14 protein-coding genes and 1 pseudogene are annotated in these 15,861 nt (G+C 66.2%); 2 read left to right on the top strand and 13 right to left on the bottom strand.

The window, feature by feature from the left end; all coding sequences use genetic code 11:
• Positions 1–18 precede the first annotated feature (18 nt).
• Both AC6RV7_RS04335 and AC6RV7_RS04340 read left to right on the top strand, forming a co-directional pair.
• On the top strand, positions 19–1,755 hold the full coding sequence (locus tag AC6RV7_RS04335; protein WP_500092677.1) for a GspE/PulE family protein: 1,737 nt from the start codon (positions 19–21) through the stop codon (positions 1,753–1,755).
• A gap of 22 nt (positions 1,756–1,777) precedes the next feature.
• Complete coding sequence (locus AC6RV7_RS04340; RefSeq protein WP_500092678.1) at positions 1,778–3,043, top strand: type II secretion system F family protein; 1,266 nt, start codon at positions 1,778–1,780, stop codon at positions 3,041–3,043.
• A 990-nt stretch (positions 3,044–4,033) separates the two neighbouring features.
• On the opposite strand, the pseudogene AC6RV7_RS04345 reads toward AC6RV7_RS04340, so the two are convergent.
• The 13 genes and pseudogenes from AC6RV7_RS04345 to AC6RV7_RS04405 form a co-directional block, all read right to left on the bottom strand.
• Positions 4,034–4,741 (bottom strand): annotated as a pseudogene (locus tag AC6RV7_RS04345) (immunoglobulin domain-containing protein); the annotation flags it as partial.
• A gap of 127 nt (positions 4,742–4,868) precedes the next feature.
• Positions 4,869–6,116: a hypothetical protein gene (locus tag AC6RV7_RS04350; RefSeq protein WP_500092679.1), complete on the bottom strand. Its 1,248-nt coding sequence runs from the start codon at positions 6,114–6,116 to the stop codon at positions 4,869–4,871.
• Between the two features lie 13 nt (positions 6,117–6,129).
• A complete protein-coding gene (locus AC6RV7_RS04355; protein ID WP_500092680.1) occupies positions 6,130–7,923 on the bottom strand; it encodes a sensor histidine kinase in 1,794 nt (597 codons plus the stop codon).
• A 30-nt stretch (positions 7,924–7,953) separates the two neighbouring features.
• The gene (locus AC6RV7_RS04360; RefSeq protein ID WP_500092681.1) at positions 7,954–8,607 is read right to left on the bottom strand and encodes a carboxypeptidase regulatory-like domain-containing protein; all 654 of its coding nucleotides are present in this window, start codon (positions 8,605–8,607) and stop codon (positions 7,954–7,956) included.
• Positions 8,604–9,284 carry a response regulator transcription factor gene (locus AC6RV7_RS04365; RefSeq protein ID WP_500092682.1) on the bottom strand — a complete coding sequence of 227 codons (681 nt, stop codon included), beginning with the start codon at positions 9,282–9,284 and terminating at the stop codon, positions 8,604–8,606. The genes AC6RV7_RS04360 and AC6RV7_RS04365 overlap by 4 nt, the downstream gene beginning before the upstream one ends.
• 57 nt (positions 9,285–9,341) lie before the next feature.
• On the bottom strand, positions 9,342–9,581 hold the full coding sequence (locus tag AC6RV7_RS04370; RefSeq protein ID WP_500092683.1) for a DUF4266 domain-containing protein: 240 nt from the start codon (positions 9,579–9,581) through the stop codon (positions 9,342–9,344).
• Between the two features lie 4 nt (positions 9,582–9,585).
• Complete coding sequence (locus AC6RV7_RS04375; RefSeq protein ID WP_500092684.1) at positions 9,586–10,092, bottom strand: TlpA family protein disulfide reductase; 507 nt, start codon at positions 10,090–10,092, stop codon at positions 9,586–9,588.
• Positions 10,079–11,050 carry an FAD:protein FMN transferase gene (locus tag AC6RV7_RS04380; RefSeq protein WP_500092685.1) on the bottom strand — a complete coding sequence of 324 codons (972 nt, stop codon included), beginning with the start codon at positions 11,048–11,050 and terminating at the stop codon, positions 10,079–10,081. Before AC6RV7_RS04380 ends, AC6RV7_RS04375 begins: the two co-directional genes overlap by 14 nt.
• 6 nt (positions 11,051–11,056) lie before the next feature.
• On the bottom strand, positions 11,057–12,235 hold the full coding sequence (locus tag AC6RV7_RS04385) for a DUF3570 domain-containing protein (protein ID WP_500092686.1): 1,179 nt from the start codon (positions 12,233–12,235) through the stop codon (positions 11,057–11,059).
• A gap of 122 nt (positions 12,236–12,357) precedes the next feature.
• Positions 12,358–12,888: a GspMb/PilO family protein gene (locus AC6RV7_RS04390; RefSeq protein ID WP_500092687.1), complete on the bottom strand. Its 531-nt coding sequence runs from the start codon at positions 12,886–12,888 to the stop codon at positions 12,358–12,360.
• Positions 12,885–14,027, bottom strand: a complete 1,143-nt coding sequence (locus AC6RV7_RS04395; protein WP_500092688.1) for a hypothetical protein — start codon at positions 14,025–14,027, stop codon at positions 12,885–12,887. The genes AC6RV7_RS04390 and AC6RV7_RS04395 overlap by 4 nt, the downstream gene beginning before the upstream one ends.
• Positions 14,024–15,175 (bottom strand): type II secretion system minor pseudopilin, encoded by a 1,152-nt coding sequence (locus AC6RV7_RS04400; RefSeq protein WP_500092689.1) that lies wholly within the window; start codon positions 15,173–15,175, stop codon positions 14,024–14,026. Before AC6RV7_RS04400 ends, AC6RV7_RS04395 begins: the two co-directional genes overlap by 4 nt.
• Complete coding sequence (locus AC6RV7_RS04405; RefSeq protein WP_500092690.1) at positions 15,175–15,858, bottom strand: prepilin-type N-terminal cleavage/methylation domain-containing protein; 684 nt, start codon at positions 15,856–15,858, stop codon at positions 15,175–15,177. The genes AC6RV7_RS04400 and AC6RV7_RS04405 overlap by 1 nt, the downstream gene beginning before the upstream one ends.
• Positions 15,859–15,861: the final 3 nt, after the last annotated feature.

Consider the following 15,861-nt stretch of genomic DNA (forward strand, 5'->3'; position numbering starts at 1 on the left):
TCGCGCCGCGTGCCCCGCATGTCCCTTTTGTCCACGAATCCGCCGCTCGTTCCCGCCTCCGTCGCCGCGCAGCTCGACGACGCGCAACTCCAGACGCTCGCCGAGACCGAACGCGACAAGCGTCTGCTCGCGCTCGCCACCGCGCTGAATCTCTCCGAAGCCGCCGCGCTCACGCAGCTCGCCGACACTGCCCGCCTGCAGATCGCCAGCAATCTCGAAGCCGATCCCGCCGCGCGCGCGCTGCTCCCCGCCCGCCTCGTCCACGACTACCAGATCATCCCGATCAAGTTCAAAGCCGAGGGCCCGGAGCAAGACTCCGACCCTCAACTCTCAACGCTCAACTCTCAACCTCTCCATCTCGCCACCGCCTGGCTGCCCGACGAGACGATGGAAGACTGGTTGCGCACCTTCACGCCGCGTCCGCCCGTCTGGCATCTCGCGGTCCCGGAACGCGTGCGCCAGCTGATCATCGAAAACTACGGCGTCGGCTCCGGCTCGCTCGAAGACGACGACAGCTACGTCGCACCCGAGGTGCAGCAGCAGACCGAGGCCGAGGTCGACGAGGAAGCCGCCGTCGTCCGTTTCGTCAGCGATGTCATTTCCCAAGCCGTCGAGGACCAGGCGACCGACATCCATTTCGAACCGCAGGAAGGTCAGCTTCGCATCCGCTATCGCGTTGACGGCCTGCTCGTGCCCGTGCCCGTGCCGGAAAATCTCCTGCGTTTTCAGGACGCGATCATCTCGCGCCTGAAGATCATGGCGCGGCTCAACATTTCCGAACGCCGCCTCCCGCAGGACGGACGCATCAATTTCCGCGCCGACAACACCGTCCTCGATATCCGCGTCTCCACGATTCCGACGATTTACGCCGAGTCGATTTCGCTGCGCCTCCTCAATCAGAAGAAGGAAGCCTACACGATGGACCGCCTCGGCATGAGCGCCGAGGAGCAGGCGCAGATCACGCAGATCCTCGATTATCCGCACGGCATCATCCTCGTCACCGGTCCGACCGGTTCCGGCAAGAGCACGTCGCTCAACGCGTTTCTGCGGAAAATCAATTCCACCGACCTGCGCATCATCACGATCGAGGACCCGATCGAATACGAAGTGCCGGGCGTGAACCAGATGCAGGTCCGCCCCGAGATCGGGCTCACGTTTGCCGACGCGCTGCGCCACGTGCTGCGCCAGGATCCCGACGTGATCATGGTCGGCGAAATCCGCGACAAGGACACCGCCGAGATCGCGATCCGCGCCTCGCTCACGGGTCACCTGGTTTTCTCGACGCTGCACACCAACGACGCACCCGGAGCGATCACGCGTCTCGTCGACATGGGCATCGAACCGTTCCTCGTCGCGTCCGCGATCGAGCTCGTCATCGCCCAGCGCCTCGTGCGCCGCCTCTGTTCCGAATGCGCGCGGCCCGAGCCGATCAACAAGATCAAGCTGCGCGAAAACCTCGCGATCCTCGGGGTGACCGAAGCGGAAGCCGATCTGGTCGACGCGTTGAAATCGCCCGTGGGCTGCGACCGCTGCCGCGGCACCGGTTATCGTGGCCGCATCGGCATCTTCGAAATCTTCCGCCTCAACGACGAGATGCACGAACTGGTGTTGAAGCGCGAAAGCACGCGCACGCTCACCGAATGCGCGCGCCGTCACGGCATGCGCACGCTCGGCCAGAGCGGTTGGGAAAAGGTCAAAGCCGGCCACACCACGCTCGACGAGGTGCTGCGCGTCATCACGGTCGCGGAAAAGTAAACCGCTGCCTGTCGCGCCGATCATGCCCCGCTTCGCCTACACGGCCCGCGACCGTTCCGGTGCCAACGTCTCCGACACGCTGGAAGCGCCCACGCGGCGTGATGCGCTGCGTTTGCTGACCGCGCGCGGCCTGCAAGTGATCTCGGCCACCGAGGCCACGACGACGCAAAAGCGCGGGTCGGCGGCAAAAAAGAACGGCGCCGCGCCGATCGCGAAAACCGCCGCGAACACCGGCGAGGGCTCCGGTCAGCTCAATCGCAAGCAGCAGCTGCCGTTCCTCGAAGCGCTCTCCGATCTCACCACGAGTGGCTTGTCCGCGGGTGAAGCGATCCGCCTGCTTTCGATTCGCATCAAGGAACCGCGGCTGCGGCTGCTTTGCCGCACGTTGTGGGACCGCATCAGCGAAGGCGCGCCGCTGTCGCGTGCCATGGCGGATTTGCCGGCGGTATTCGCGAGCGAAACGATCAACCTGATCCAGGCGGGCGAAGCGACCGGTTCGCTGAACGAAACGCTTGCCCGGCTCATCGCGCATTTGCACGAGCAGCGCGAGCTGCGCCGCCAGCTCACCGCCGCCCTCGCCTACCCGATCTTTATGGTCTTCGTCGCGAGCGGCGTGATCCTGTTCTTCCTCTTCTTCCTGCTGCCGCGGCTGCAGACGCTGCTCACCTCGCTCGGCGGCGAGCTGCCCTTTTCCACCAAAATCCTGATCGGCGTCTCCCAGTTTGCGCTGCACTACGGCGTCTTCATCGCCGTCGGACTTGTGTTCGGTTTCGCGGCGTTCTGGCGGTGGCGCCAGAGCGAGGCCGGCCGTGCCGTCACCGATGCGTGGATACTACGGCTGCCGTTGATCGGCCCGTTCGCGATTGCTCAAACCGTCCTCTCGTTCAGCCAGACGCTTTCCGTTCTGCTCGCCAACGGCATCACCGCCGCCGAGGCGCTGCGGATGACCGAGCGGCAGATCGCGAATCGCGTGCACCGGCGCGCCTTCGACGAAGCCACGGGCCGCGTGCTCGAGGGCGAATCGCTCTCGATCGCGCTCGGCCGCACCGGGTGCTTCCCGGATCTCGTGCTCGACCGCCTCGCCGTTGGCGAAAACACCGGCAACGTGGTGCCGAGCCTCCGCGACATCGCGCGCAGCTACCAGAAGATCGTCACCGGCCAGCTCAACATCTTCACCAAGGTGATCGCGAGCGGCGTGCTGCTGCTGGTGTTCGTGCTCGTCGGCTTCATCGCCTTCGCGATCGTCGCCGCCGTCTTCAAGGTCAGCGGCAGCTTCAAACTCGGCTGAGCTCGCTCGGACGCGCACGCGGCGCCGGCGCGAGAGTGGACCGACGATCCCTCCGCTCGCGAGCGCTCACGGGTTCACCACAATTTGTGCCGTCACGTCCGCACCGCTACCGTTGCGATACGTGGCGCGGTTGTTCTGCGCGGCGAGAGTGCGCCCCGTCGAATCGCCGCCACCGACGAACTTCAGCTGGACAATGCCGCTGACCACGACCGCCTTCCCGTTTTCCTGCAGCATGTCGCCGCCCGCGATGCGGGTGTCGCTCGCCGAGCCGAGCACGATGACCGGGATCGCTTCGTCGAACGCCGAAATGTCACCGATGACCACAGGCCCGACAAAATTGACTCCCGGCGCATAAACGCCCGTGAGCCCCTTGGACGCGAAGTAGCTGGCGTTACCCGTTCGCAGGCCGCCGAATTTCCCGTTCGCCGACGAGATCGCGATGAACGCGATGTCCGCGACGCCATCGTAGTTCGTGGTCTCGTGCCCGACGAATAATGAACTGCCGTTGTTCGCCGGATTGTTCGTCGCGCTCGGCGGCTGGAGAACGCTGTAGCGGCCGGTCGGATCGACGGCCGTGGCGCGACCGACGGTGAACACCGAGATGTTCGTATTCTCGTTCGCCCCAGCGATCACGATGCCGGCGTGTCCTTTAATATAGGATACGTTCGGCTGATTGTAGTTCACGGGAGCCGCGGGGGCGGCCGCGCCGTCGAGCACGAGCGACAGCGTGCCGGGTCCGCTGAATTCCACCTGCACGATATCGTCGTCGAGATCGATGTAGGACGTGCGGGTGATTCGATTCACGGCGAAGTCCGCGGTCACCGCCTCGGCGGCGCCGGTCACGAGCACCTGGTCGAAACGATTTCCGTTCGGATGAAGAATGTTGGTCCCCACCACCATTCCGGCCCCCGTGACGCGCATCGCCGGGTCCGCACTGAGGCCGACGATGGCAGTTTCGCTCGTCGTGGAACCGGCGGAGTTCGTCGCCCGCGCGGCATACAAGCCGGTCGTGGCTGGCTGCACGCCGTTGAGTGCGAGCGTCAGGCTGGTCGCGCCGGCGACGGTGGCGCCATTGCGCAACCACTGCAGCGTGGGCGCCGGCGTGCCACTCACGGCCACGGACAGCATCGCGTTTCCTCCGGTCGTGACGCTCTGCGACTGCGGCGGCGTGGTGATGGTCGGCCCGGTCGCGGTCCCACCGGTGACGGTGACCGTGAAGCTGTAGTCGGGCGTCGATCCGCCAATCACATCGTTCGCCCGCACTCTGAACGCGTAGGTGCCGGCCGTCGTGGGCGTGCCGCTCAATACCAAGGTCGCCGCCGCGATCGTGCCCGAGGTGGCGCCGCCGTTGAACGCCAGCCCCGGCGGGATCGCCCCGCCGACTGTCCAGGTCTCCGGTTCGGACAACGTGCCGGTGATGCTAAACCCGATCGTCAGCGCCGCGCCGGCGGCGACGGTAACGGGGCTCGCCTGAGTCGTCGCCAGCTGCGTTGCACCCGCCAGCGAATGCACCGCGCCGAGCGATCCGATCGCCGCGAAGGCGGACTTCAAAACGGCGCCCAGCGGAGAAGCCACGACGTAGTTCGCGAGGGCATTCGCCACACGCACCGCGGGCGTGCGTTGCAGCACCGCGAGCAGAGACAACGTGGGAAGGTTGATCCACACCGCGGTGGAACGAAGGGAATGGTTCGTTTTCATGGCAAGCGGCGAGCCGGCACACCCCGGTCGGTCTCGTCATGCAAGCTGCGCCGAACCGGTCCTGGCGAAAGCCGGCGATCGTAACGGGCCTGTTACCTCGCCGCCTCGGCCGCGGGCGCGTTCGTCGTCAGAACCGGACGGTTATCTGCGCGGCGAAGAGGTGCTCGAGATCGCGCGCCCCGCCCCGCTCCTGCTGGAGCGAATACTGCAGCTTCGTCTGAATGTAGGGCGAAATTCGATACGTCGGAGCCACGTCGAATCGCCATACATCTCCGCCCCAGCGGACGCGGCCCAGCGCGGGATCGTCGATCCGGCCGAAACGCTCCTCGTTCCACCGCGCCGCCACGAACAGCTGCGGCGTGAGCTTGTATTTCGCCTCCACGTAATACGCGAAAACCTCGGGCGTACCGACCTCCGGCACCTCGAAACGGGCGTAGAATACCTCCGCCCACACCTGCACGTGGTGCCACGCGAAACTCGCATCCTGCCCCAGCAGCACGGCGCGATAGTCGCTGAGCGTGCGTCCCGGCGCGAGCGTTGGCCTGGCCTCTTTCTGCAGATAGCTGCCGCGGCTCGCGCTCAAGCCGAATTGCCACCGGAGGCTCGGTCGATAGGAAATCCGGCCGCTCACCGTCGCCTGCGACCAGCTGAAATCGGTGCGGGTCCAGGTATCCGGGCGCGAAGAAAGCGGCGCGTTCTTCACCTCCGCGGCATAGCCGAAATGGCCCACCGTTCCGGACAACGCCACCCCATGCGCATAGCTCGGGCCCCAGATCAGCGGCAGGCGCAGATACTTGTCGTCCGCCGGAACGCCCGCCGGCGCGGGCGGCGCGACGTGCGCCCAGCTCAACAAGATCGACGACGATGGCGCCGCCGCGCGGTCCCAAAGTCCGGTCAGGTGCTCATAGGGCAGCGGAGCAAGCACGAACGGATTCTCCCACGAGCCGTGCCGTTGAATCCAGTTTCCCACGACACTCGCGAAGCGGCCCACCTGCAGATTGAACCGCCCGTCGGTCCACGGCGTGAAGCGCACGGCATATTCCTCCCACCGCGCGGTCAACGGCTCGCTTTCCGGATCGAAGCCGCGGTCGACCCGCGCCTGGGCAAACGCATAAAGCTTCGGGCCCACCTCCACGTCGAGGAAGGTCGTCAGGCGGGGAGCGAACAACGTGCTGCCGTCGGCCTCGATCAAGCCGGGCGCCGGTTGGGCAAACCGATACAGCTCCGCGTCCATCGTTCCGCTCAATTGCGCGCGCACCGTGCCGCGCGAATCGTTCCAGGAGAGCGCCGCGTGGAGCGCATCGAACACGTCGTCCTCCGCCGCGCCGGTCAGCGCGCTCATCGCCCACATCGCCGTTGCCGCGAACCGTTTCATGCTGCGGTCGGTTTCACGTAACTCGCGTGAGGCGAAACGTCACCTCGAACTCCGTCCACGTTCCGTCGGAGCGGAGCAGTTGCACGTCGCCGCCATGCAGCCGCGCCAACTCGCGCGCGAGGTTCAGACCCAGGCCGTAACCAGGGACGTTTTCTCCCATCGTCCCGCGGTGAAACCGCTCGAAAATATGCTCGCGCGCGGCGGCCGCGATCGCCGGTCCGGTGTTCGCCACGACAAGCACCGCCGTCGCCTCGCTCGCGCGCACGTCGATGCGAATGCGGCCGCCGGGCCGGTTGTATTTTCGCGCGTTCTCCAGAAGGTTCTGGAGGATCAACGCGAGGTAGCGCCGCTCGCCGGCCACGTGCAACGGCCGCGGTCCCGCGACGGAGACCTCCACCGCCAAGGCATCCGGCTGCGCGCTCAGATCGTCGACCGCCGCGTCGATCAGCTGAATCAGGTCGATCTCACCGAACTCGATTTTGAGGCGTCCGGCGTCCATGCGCGACAGAAGCAACAGGTCCTCGATGACGCTTGAGAGCCGATAGGTCTGATGGATCAGGGCGGAGATCTCGCGGCATTCCTCCGGCGTGAAATGCTCCCGCGCCAGCAACTCCTCCAATCCGGCGCGCAGCACCGTGACCGGAGTTTTCAGCTGATGCGACGCGTCCGCCGAAAACCGCGCCGCGCGCTGCAGCTCTTCATTGGTGGTTTCCAAAGCCGCTTCCGCCCGCCGGCGCTGCGCGCGGTCCTCCGCCGATTCCAGCTCCAGCTTTTCGACCGGCCGCGAGAGTCGTCCCGCCACGACGCGACTCGCCGCCCATCCGCCCAGGAGCAACAGTGCGCCCACGCCCAGCACCTGCACGAGCGCGTGCCGCTGCCGCGCCCGCAGTTCCGCGAGCGGATAAACGCAAACCTCGAAGGCCGGCGGATAATCCGAAGCCGGGTTCAGCTGCTTGTAGAAAACGATCTGCCGCACGCCTTCGAGCACCCGGCCGAAGCTGTTCGATGTTCCGGTGCCGTGGGCGATCGCATCCGACAATTCGCGGCCGAGGTCCTGCCGTTCGGCCGCCGGGATCCCGTCGAGATGCAGTTCGTGGTCCAGCCAGATGCCGCGCCTGATCTCGCCGCCGCCGCGCGCACCGGCATATTCCGCCGGAAGGAAGCCAAACACGATGGCGGCGATCGCTTCGCCGGTCTCGGTGGAGACGATCGGCAACGCGAGGATCTCCGCCACGGTCGTCGCGCCGTCCGGCGCCCGCCGGACCAGATAGCCGAGCTGCCTCTCGTCGATGCCGGAACGAAGCGCGAGCCGCGCCTCCTCGGCCGGAGAAAGCGCCCCCACGCCCGCCGCGCCGGCCGGGGGGATCACGTTTCCCGTCCGGTCGAGGAACCGGTAGAACTGCGCATGCAGTCCATAGCGCGCGCCGCCGTCCGCCGCGTCCGGCCGCTCCATCACGTCGCGCAGCTCGTCGCGAGCGCTTGGATACAGCAGGTCGAGCGCATCGTCCTCGAGCGCGGCGTGAATCCGCGCGCGCCGCACCAGCAGCCGGCAGCGCTCCACCAGCGCCGCATGCCTCAACTCCTGCACGCTCGCCAGCGCGGCGAGTTCGCCCTGAAACTCGCGTTGCCGTTCCGCCTCGAAGGTCCGTTCGATGTTCTGCTGCGCCAGATAAAGCGACAGCGCGGTCGCGGCGGCGACCACCACCATCATCGCGAGCAGCAGATTTTTTCGGAAGCGCCGTGCCTCATCCAACTGCGCCACCTCCGGCCGGCTGGAGGAACGCTGGGACAATTCGGTGAGCGCCATGGGACAAGCCCGGAGCCGGCAGGCCGCGGGTCACGGGAAGTTTACGCGCAGCGTCCCGTCCGGCGCGATCTCGACCGGCTGACGCAGCGTCGTCTTGCTGTCGATCCACGCGCTCAAGGTGTAGCGCCCCGCCGGCACTCCCGAGAGTCGGAAGTTTCCCTCGGGATCCGTCACCACGAAATACGGCGTCTCCAGCACCAGCACGATCGCGCGCATGTGTTCGTGGATGTCGCAGCGCAGCGTGACCAGCCCCGGCGTGTCGAACGTTTCCGACGGAATCGGCCGCTCGTCGCCCCGGTAACGGCCGAGATCGAAACGTTTCGGCGCGGAATAGGAAAAGATGTTGTGGTAGGTATCGTCGAGGTTCGGAAACTCGACGCGCGTCCCCACCTGGATCGGCAGCAACGCCGTCGCGAACGCCAGATCCTTCTGCGGCAGCTGCACGACTCGCGGCTGCTCCGGACGCGGGAACACCCCCTCGAGATACACCACTGCCAGCGGCGGGCTCACGGCCACGACTCCTCCTTTGCTCACGATCTCGTAGCGCCGCTTCACCACCGGAGCGGACCGCGTCTCCGGCAACGTCACGCGCCCTTCGATGACCGACTCGGCCGCGGCCCGCTCCGGCGATGCCGCCGTCACCAGCGCGCAGATCCACGCGAGCCGAACGATCGAGGCACTCATGCAGCGGGAGAGCGAATGGCGTAACCGATGGAACGGACCGTGTGAATCAGCGGCGCCGGGAAACCGCTGTCGATTTTCTTGCGCAGCCGCGCGATGAAGATCTCCACCGTGCGCGTGTCGTATTCGTGATCGCGCTGCCAGACGCGTTCGCAGAGCTCGGTCCGCGAAAACACCCGCCCCGGCTCCTGCATCAGCACCTGCAGGACGTCGAACTCCCGCGGCGAAAGCGCCACCGGGCGCGCCGCCCGGCTGACGCGCCGGTGCAGCACGTCCATCTGCAGGTCCGCCACTTTCAAAAAGTCCACCGCCGTCGGCGTCGCTCCGCGACGGCCGAGCGCCTCGACGCGCGCCACGAGTTCATCGAGCGAGAACGGTTTCGCGAGATAGTCGTCCGCGCCCGCCTTGAGGCCCTTCACCCGATGCTCGACTTCGCCGCGCGCCGTGAGGATGAGCACGCGCGCGGGATTGTTCGCCTGACGCAGGCCGGCCAGCACGGACATGCCGTCGATCCCCGGCAGATTCAAATCCAGCACGATCAGATCCGGCGGGTCGGCCAGGGCGAATCGCAGGCCCTCCTCGCCATCCTGCCGTGTGCCGGCCACGTGACCATGCCGTTCCAGCGCACGCGCGATATGTCGTGCCAGCTGGGCTTCGTCTTCAATCACGAGGATGCGCATCGCTCGGGCTGCGACGGGAGCTTGGCAGGTTTTACCGCGGGAGCCATTCGATTCGGTTCAGTTGCATCCACAGCCGCTGCCACCGACGCCCCGGCCACCGTGCGCCGCTTCGCGCGAGTAATACGTGTGATCCGCCGTCGCGCTCGCCAGCGGATCGCGGTCGGGTCTCATCGTATAGTCCGTCAACATGGTCCGCTCCCAAGGCTGCACGCGTGTCGTCGCGCAGCCGGTCATGCCCAGCAACGCCGCGACGAAGGCAGCCAGGCCGATCCTTTTCCATGCCGGTCGATTTTTCATGAGCTCACCCGGTTTCCTTCAACAACGCATCGATCTGGGCGCGCAACTCGTCCTCGGTCGCGCGACCGTGAAAGCCCGCATGCACGAAGCGCACGCGTCCCGAGCGATCCAACAAATACGACGTCGGCATCGCCGGCACTTTCACGGCGCGGACAAGTGCCTGACTCGCATCGCGTGGCGCCGCGAACGGCGGCGCCATTTTCCGCAGGAAGGCCGCATAAGCCCGTTCCACCTCGTCGACGCTCACCGCCACGATCACGAGCCCGCGTTGCGCAAATTCCGCCTGCAGCCGCGCCATCGCGGGAAACGACGCCTTGCAGGGCGCACACCACGATGCCCAGAAGTCGACGAGCACCACCCGGCCGTGCAACTCCGGCAGTTCGGCATTCGCCAATCCGGCGTGCGCCAGCGAAGGGAATGGATCGCCGGCGGCGACTTGCCCGTGCAACGGGCCGGCCGCGAGCGCCGCGAGGGCCGCGGCAAAAGTGAAGAATTTTTCAGGAAACCACATGGCGAAAAAATCCGCGCGTTTGCGCCCGCACCTGCTCGGTCACGAGCAATCCCTCGGCGCCCGGAAACGAATGGATGAACTCGATCCCCGCCGGCACCCCGAGCACGAACGCCGTCGTCGACAGCACGCCCGCCTGCAAACACGTGCCGGCGATCGCCGTCGCCTGCACGCAGCCGTTTGCGACCGGGCGGCCGGTCCGCGGATCCACGATGTGACCGAAACGTTTTCCGCCGATCAGCACGCGCCTCGCATAATCGCCGGACGAGGCCACGCCGCGGTTTCCCGCCAGGGCCACGCTGCCGCTGGTCGTGCCCGGCGCGCGCGGATTCTCCAGGCCGATGTGCCACGCTGCCCGGCCGGGCGGCGCGCCGAGCACCCGCAGATCGTGCCCGAAATCCACCAGCACATTCCCGAGGCCGTGGTCGAGCGCGAGCTGCGCCACCATGTCGACCGCGTATTCCTTGCCGAAGCCGCCGAAATCCAGACTCATGCCCGGCTCCGGCAAGAACACCCGCCCGGGCTCGCGTTGCACCTTCCTCCAACCCACGAGGCGCCGGGCGGCCGCAATCGCCTCGTCACCTGGCGCGCGCGCCTGCGGATCGTGATAATTCCACAGCCGCAACAGCGGGAGTATCGTCGGGTCGAGCACGCCGCCGGTCACAAAATAAAGCGTGTCGCACAGCGCCAGCAGTTGCTCCGCCTCGGCGTCCGCCTCGACCCAGTTTGCACCCGCGGCGGCGTTCACGCGGCTCAGCCAGCTGTCGCATCGAAATCGTGAATACTTCGCCTCGAACGCCTCCACCCAGCCGATCGCCCGCGTCACGAACGCCCGCGCCGCAGACTCGTCCGCCGTGGCCAGCTGGAGCTCGCAATGCGTGCCGAGCGCCGCGAACTGCACCCGTCGCAATTCCATCGCGGCGCCTGCGGTCTTCCCGGTCGTTTGCACGGTCAGCGTCATGATCGTTTACCATCCAAAACGCGCGCCGAGGGTGACGATCGCCGCGCGCGGATAGGCCGCCGGCGACGTCACGCGATCCTTGCCCCGCATCTCGTAGTGTTCGATCGCGGCATCGATGCGCCACGACGTGCTGACGTCCCACACGGCTTTCAAGCCGACCGTGTAGCTGCGCAACGCGGAGATGCGGTAATCCGCGGAAAAGAACGGCCCGGCCGGATTCGGTCGCCCGGTGGGCGTGAGGTTCGTGCCTGTCAGATCCACGCGATAGAAGTCGGCGGCCGACTGATCGTAGAAACGCGCCGAGGGTCGCAGCGTGAACCTTGCGCCGAGCTTCTGGAACCAGGCGAGCTCCAGCGTGTGCGCGTTGATGCCAAAGGAATCGTGGAACCAACGATAACTTCCCTCGACCGCGCCCTGCGCCGAAGGAAACGCCCGATTGAGCGCGACGAACACCGTCTGCTTGTCGCGGGAGTCCGGCCGGTTTTCCGCAAAAGTCCGCGGCAGGAAAACGCCCGGCGCGATCTCGACGCGTTTGAACACGAGCCGATACGGATCGGCGTGAAAACCCGACGAATGCCCGAGGCCGGCACTGATCGTGACCGACGTGTTCGGATCCAGCAGCTGGGTCAGGCCCGCGATGAAATCGAGCGTCCGCTTTTTCTCCCAATCGCGCTGAAAGAACACCCGGATGTCGTCGTCCGTGCCGGCGGCGCCGAGCAGCACGGTCGTGTTCTTTTGATTGAAATCGGCGAGCGTGTTGAACGACCAGCCGTTCGAAACGTAGTCCGATTCACGACTGTTGGCGAAACCCGCGGTCACCTGCACGCGGGGAAACTGATGCGTGAGGTCCGCGCTCCAGGCCTTGCGTCGGTCCTCGATCTGCGAAAGCGGCACCGGGCCGCCGGGAGTCGCGGCCGGCTCGCCGGTCGGAGTCGCGCCGGCGATCGCGTCGATCACGCCTTGAACTTTCAGATGCGTGTCCGTCCCCACGTCCGCCTCGACGAGGCCGTAATGCGACTCGACGGTGATCCGGCCGTCCGCCTCGCGATAATCGTGATACTTGTAGCTGATCGCGTTTTCCGCGCGGACCAGTCGCGGCGACAGCAGCAGGCTGCTGCCCACGACGATCCAGCTCCGGGCGTGGAGCCGGATCGAGCGCCAACGGAAAAAAGAGATAACGAGCATGACGCACGCGGATCATGCCTCCGGTCGCCGGCCGGAGGCGGATCGCGGCGCTACGATCCCGCTCCCACCCGCTTCCGCTCAACCGGCAAACCGTAACGCTTTGGAAAGATTGCGCCGCGGCTTCAGCGCAGGATCTCGACCGACGACACGCGCAGCGAGGCATTGAGCTGGGCCGGATTCGCCCGATCGGCGGCGAGCGCGAACTGCTCGATGCCGAGATAAGGCGAACGGCTCGCGAGCTTCAGATAAAAACGTTTCAGCGATTCCCAATCGGCGCGCGGCAGCTGGATCTGCACCGTGTGCACGGCGAAGCCGCCGCTGCGCACCGTCTGCGGGGTGTCGTTCGTGAAGCGCAAATCGTGCTCGCGGGCCAACGCGCTCAGCTCGCCGACGAGCCGGGTGTCGTCGAAGGTCCGGGACGGATCGAGATTCTGCACCGCGCGAACGGACGCTTCCTCGATCGCCGCCCGATTGGCGAGCCACTGCGCCTGCGTCTCCAGTTCGGTCGACACGGATCTTACGGCGCGCCACTCGCGCGCGGCTCGTTTCGAAAAACTCGACGCCCACATCGCCGCGCCGATCAGCACGAAAGCCACCAGCAACGCCTTCTCGCGGAAAAGCCGGCTCAGAAAGAATGCACGCAAGGTTCTCATGGGTTGGAAGCCGCGGCCGGCTTGATCGCATCCGTCCGGAACGTCACCGCCAGCGTGAACGTCATCACATTGTCGCGCGTGCGCTGATCCCGCACCTCCACGCGCTCGACGGCGGGATCCTGACTGAGCGCCGATTGGAATGCGGAAACGGATCCCGGCGATGCGGTGTAGGCCTCGACATTCAGCCCGTAGAGACCGCTCGTGGCCGTGCGCTGGAAGGTCACGTCACCCGGTTTTTTCGCCACCACCGTCGAGATCATTTCGAACGGGAGCAGCCGCTTCGTCGAAAGCTCGTTGATGCGCGTGGTGAGGCTCTGCGCGGTCATGATCTTCTCGACCGTGGGCCGCTGCAGGTTCGCGCGCGTCTGCTGCGTCTTCAGCCAGAAGTCCGAACCGATCAGCGCGAGTTCGCCGAGTCCGAGCAACACCAGCACGCCCACCAAGCCGAGGAACGCACGCCACAACGCCAGGTCGCGCGCGCGCGAACGGCGGAGCGCGGCCAGTGCCTCCTTGTCCCGCACATCCATCGCCGTCGTTTCCGCAAGGGGCAGTCGCGATTCGAACGCGTCGGACCGGAAGCCGATTTCGCCATCGCTACGCGCCGCGTCGACGGTCGGGCCCGCGGTCAACACCACCGGCCGGTTGGCGGGCGCGAGCGCGAGCAATTCGTCGCGCAGCCGGTTCACCTCCATTTCGGTCGCGTCCGGCGGCACGGCGCGAAACGCGACCCTCGCCGGGACCGGTTGCGTGTCCCAAAAAATCGCCGTCAGGCCTTCAGCCGAGGGCACGATCACCGTCGTATTCGGCTGCCCCACCGTTCCGAGCAGCGCGGCAAAGGCGGGAGTTACCAGCTCCGCGCCGGCCCAGACCTCCGTCTGCTCGCTGCTGAAACGCCGCCGATACGCCGCAAACACCAGCGCCCGGGATGCGCCTGCCGGCCAGAAATGACCATGATACAGCTGCGCGGGAGGAAACGGAGACAGCGTCTCGAGCGCCAACTCCACCTGCGTCGCCACCTCCGCCGGCGTCGAACCGGGCGGGACCGGGATCGCGCGAACGAAAAACATCGCATCCGACAGGAGCACGACATGCGGCGGCGGCGGGCCGGCCTTCAGGGATTTGATCAACGACTTCGTCATGCCTCGGTCTCGGCTACAGGGACAGGTGGAATCTCATCATTCTCCCGAATTTCCAAGAGCGTAAAGGGATAGTTCAATTTTTTCGTCGGGGTGCTGGTCGTGCTCGACGCCGGACTCGGGGATTTCCCGCGTTCCTTCGCCTCTGAGACGGAGCTCTTCGGCGTCTCCGCGACCTGATCGACGACCTTGGCGCCGCCGGACGACGGAGCGACGACCGCCGACACGCGAAACGCCGTCCGGCCTTCGCGGATGGTGACGTTGATCCGCAGCGCGCTGATCGTGGTCCCATAGGCTTGCGGCAATTTGCCCGTGCCCATCAGCGCCGCCGCTTCCGCCACATCGCGAAAATAGCCCGGCCCCTGTCGCGCCTGACCGCCCGTGCCCTCGAGAAACTCGCGCAATTGCCTCTGCTGCGTCAGGCTCTCCACGCCAAACGCCGCCGCGACGTCGGTCCGGCCGGAGTTGATGTTCGACTGCTTGAAATCCAGCAACGACACCGCGTCGACGAAGCGATGCCACCGCTCATTCGGCCGGCCGTTTTCGTCGTAGAACACCTCGCGCGCAAAATCGACCGCCGCCAATTCCGAGTAACTTCGCATCGAGCGCAGCGGCGGCCCGTAGGGCGTCGCTCCCTGATCGTAATCCGTGTAGCGCGAGGTCGCCGGCACGTAATCCTTGCGCATCCAGCTGAGCAACGAATCCGTGAGCCGTTCGGCATCGGCCTGCAGCAGCTCCCACGATTCGAACAGATTCAGCAGCGTCGCCGCATCGACGTTCGGCAGCGACAGCTTGCCGCTTTCATCCTCGAAACTCACTTCGGCGATGCGCCCGGATTCCGGCTGCCAGTCCGCAAACTCCAGCGGCTCGCTCCAGCCTTCCGCCGGACTGTGCAGGCCGCTGTTCACGCTGCGAAACTGTTCGAGGACGGCCAGTGTGACCTCGAGGGCCGAATATGCATCCTGACGCAAACGATGGCCCGTCACCTCGCGCGATTCGACGATGAGATCGTCGCCCGCCTTCTCGACGAAAGCCACCAGTGCGGTCACGGCAAAGACGATCGTGATCAACACGATCACCAGCACGGATCCGCGCGCGCGACGGGATCGCGCGGGCCGGACCAAACGGAAAATCGACGTGCGCACGTTCATCAGAAATCTGGCAGCGCCTGCGGGGTTTGCGGCAGCGTGATCACGCTCTCGCGCGACAGTTTGCCGTAGGTGAAGGTCAACCGCAGCCGCTGCGGCGCTTCGAGCTGGTTGTTCGAATCGCGCCGCAGCTGGGGTTCTTTTTTCCAGTTCTTGAAATTGGGATCGTAATATTCGTAGGCGAGCCCGGTGACGAGCGGCGAGATCAGTGCCTCGCGCGGCGGATCGTCGTTGAAACGCGTTTCGAGGCGGGAGTGCCAGAGCAACTCTAGTCCATCGCCCTCGCGCACCATCAACGCGCACACCACTTCGGGCAGCGGCCGGTCGGGCCAGCGCAGCAGCCGGCTGCCCTGCGGCAATTCGAAGGTCAGCAGATTTTCCGTCGCGCCCGACTGCGGACGGATCTCGCGGGGCACGATCGGCGACGCGCCTGCCGTCGCCGCCGGCGGAAATGCCGCCGTGCGCAATTCGCGCTCAAGAAAACGCGTGACCGCCCGCACGTGCTGGTCGAACAGGCGGAGATCGGCGTTCTTCCCCCACAACTCGCCCATCGAGAAGACGAACGTGTTCAATCCGACGAGCACGAGCCCGACTAGCGAGAGCGCGAGCAGGATTTCCAGGAGCGTGAACCCCGCGCGCCCTCTCGCGCCGACGCCGCGGCGCGATCCGGTCTTCTTGAGAAGCATCGG

The sequence above is a fragment of the Opitutus sp. sgz309028 genome (genome assembly GCF_059821195.1).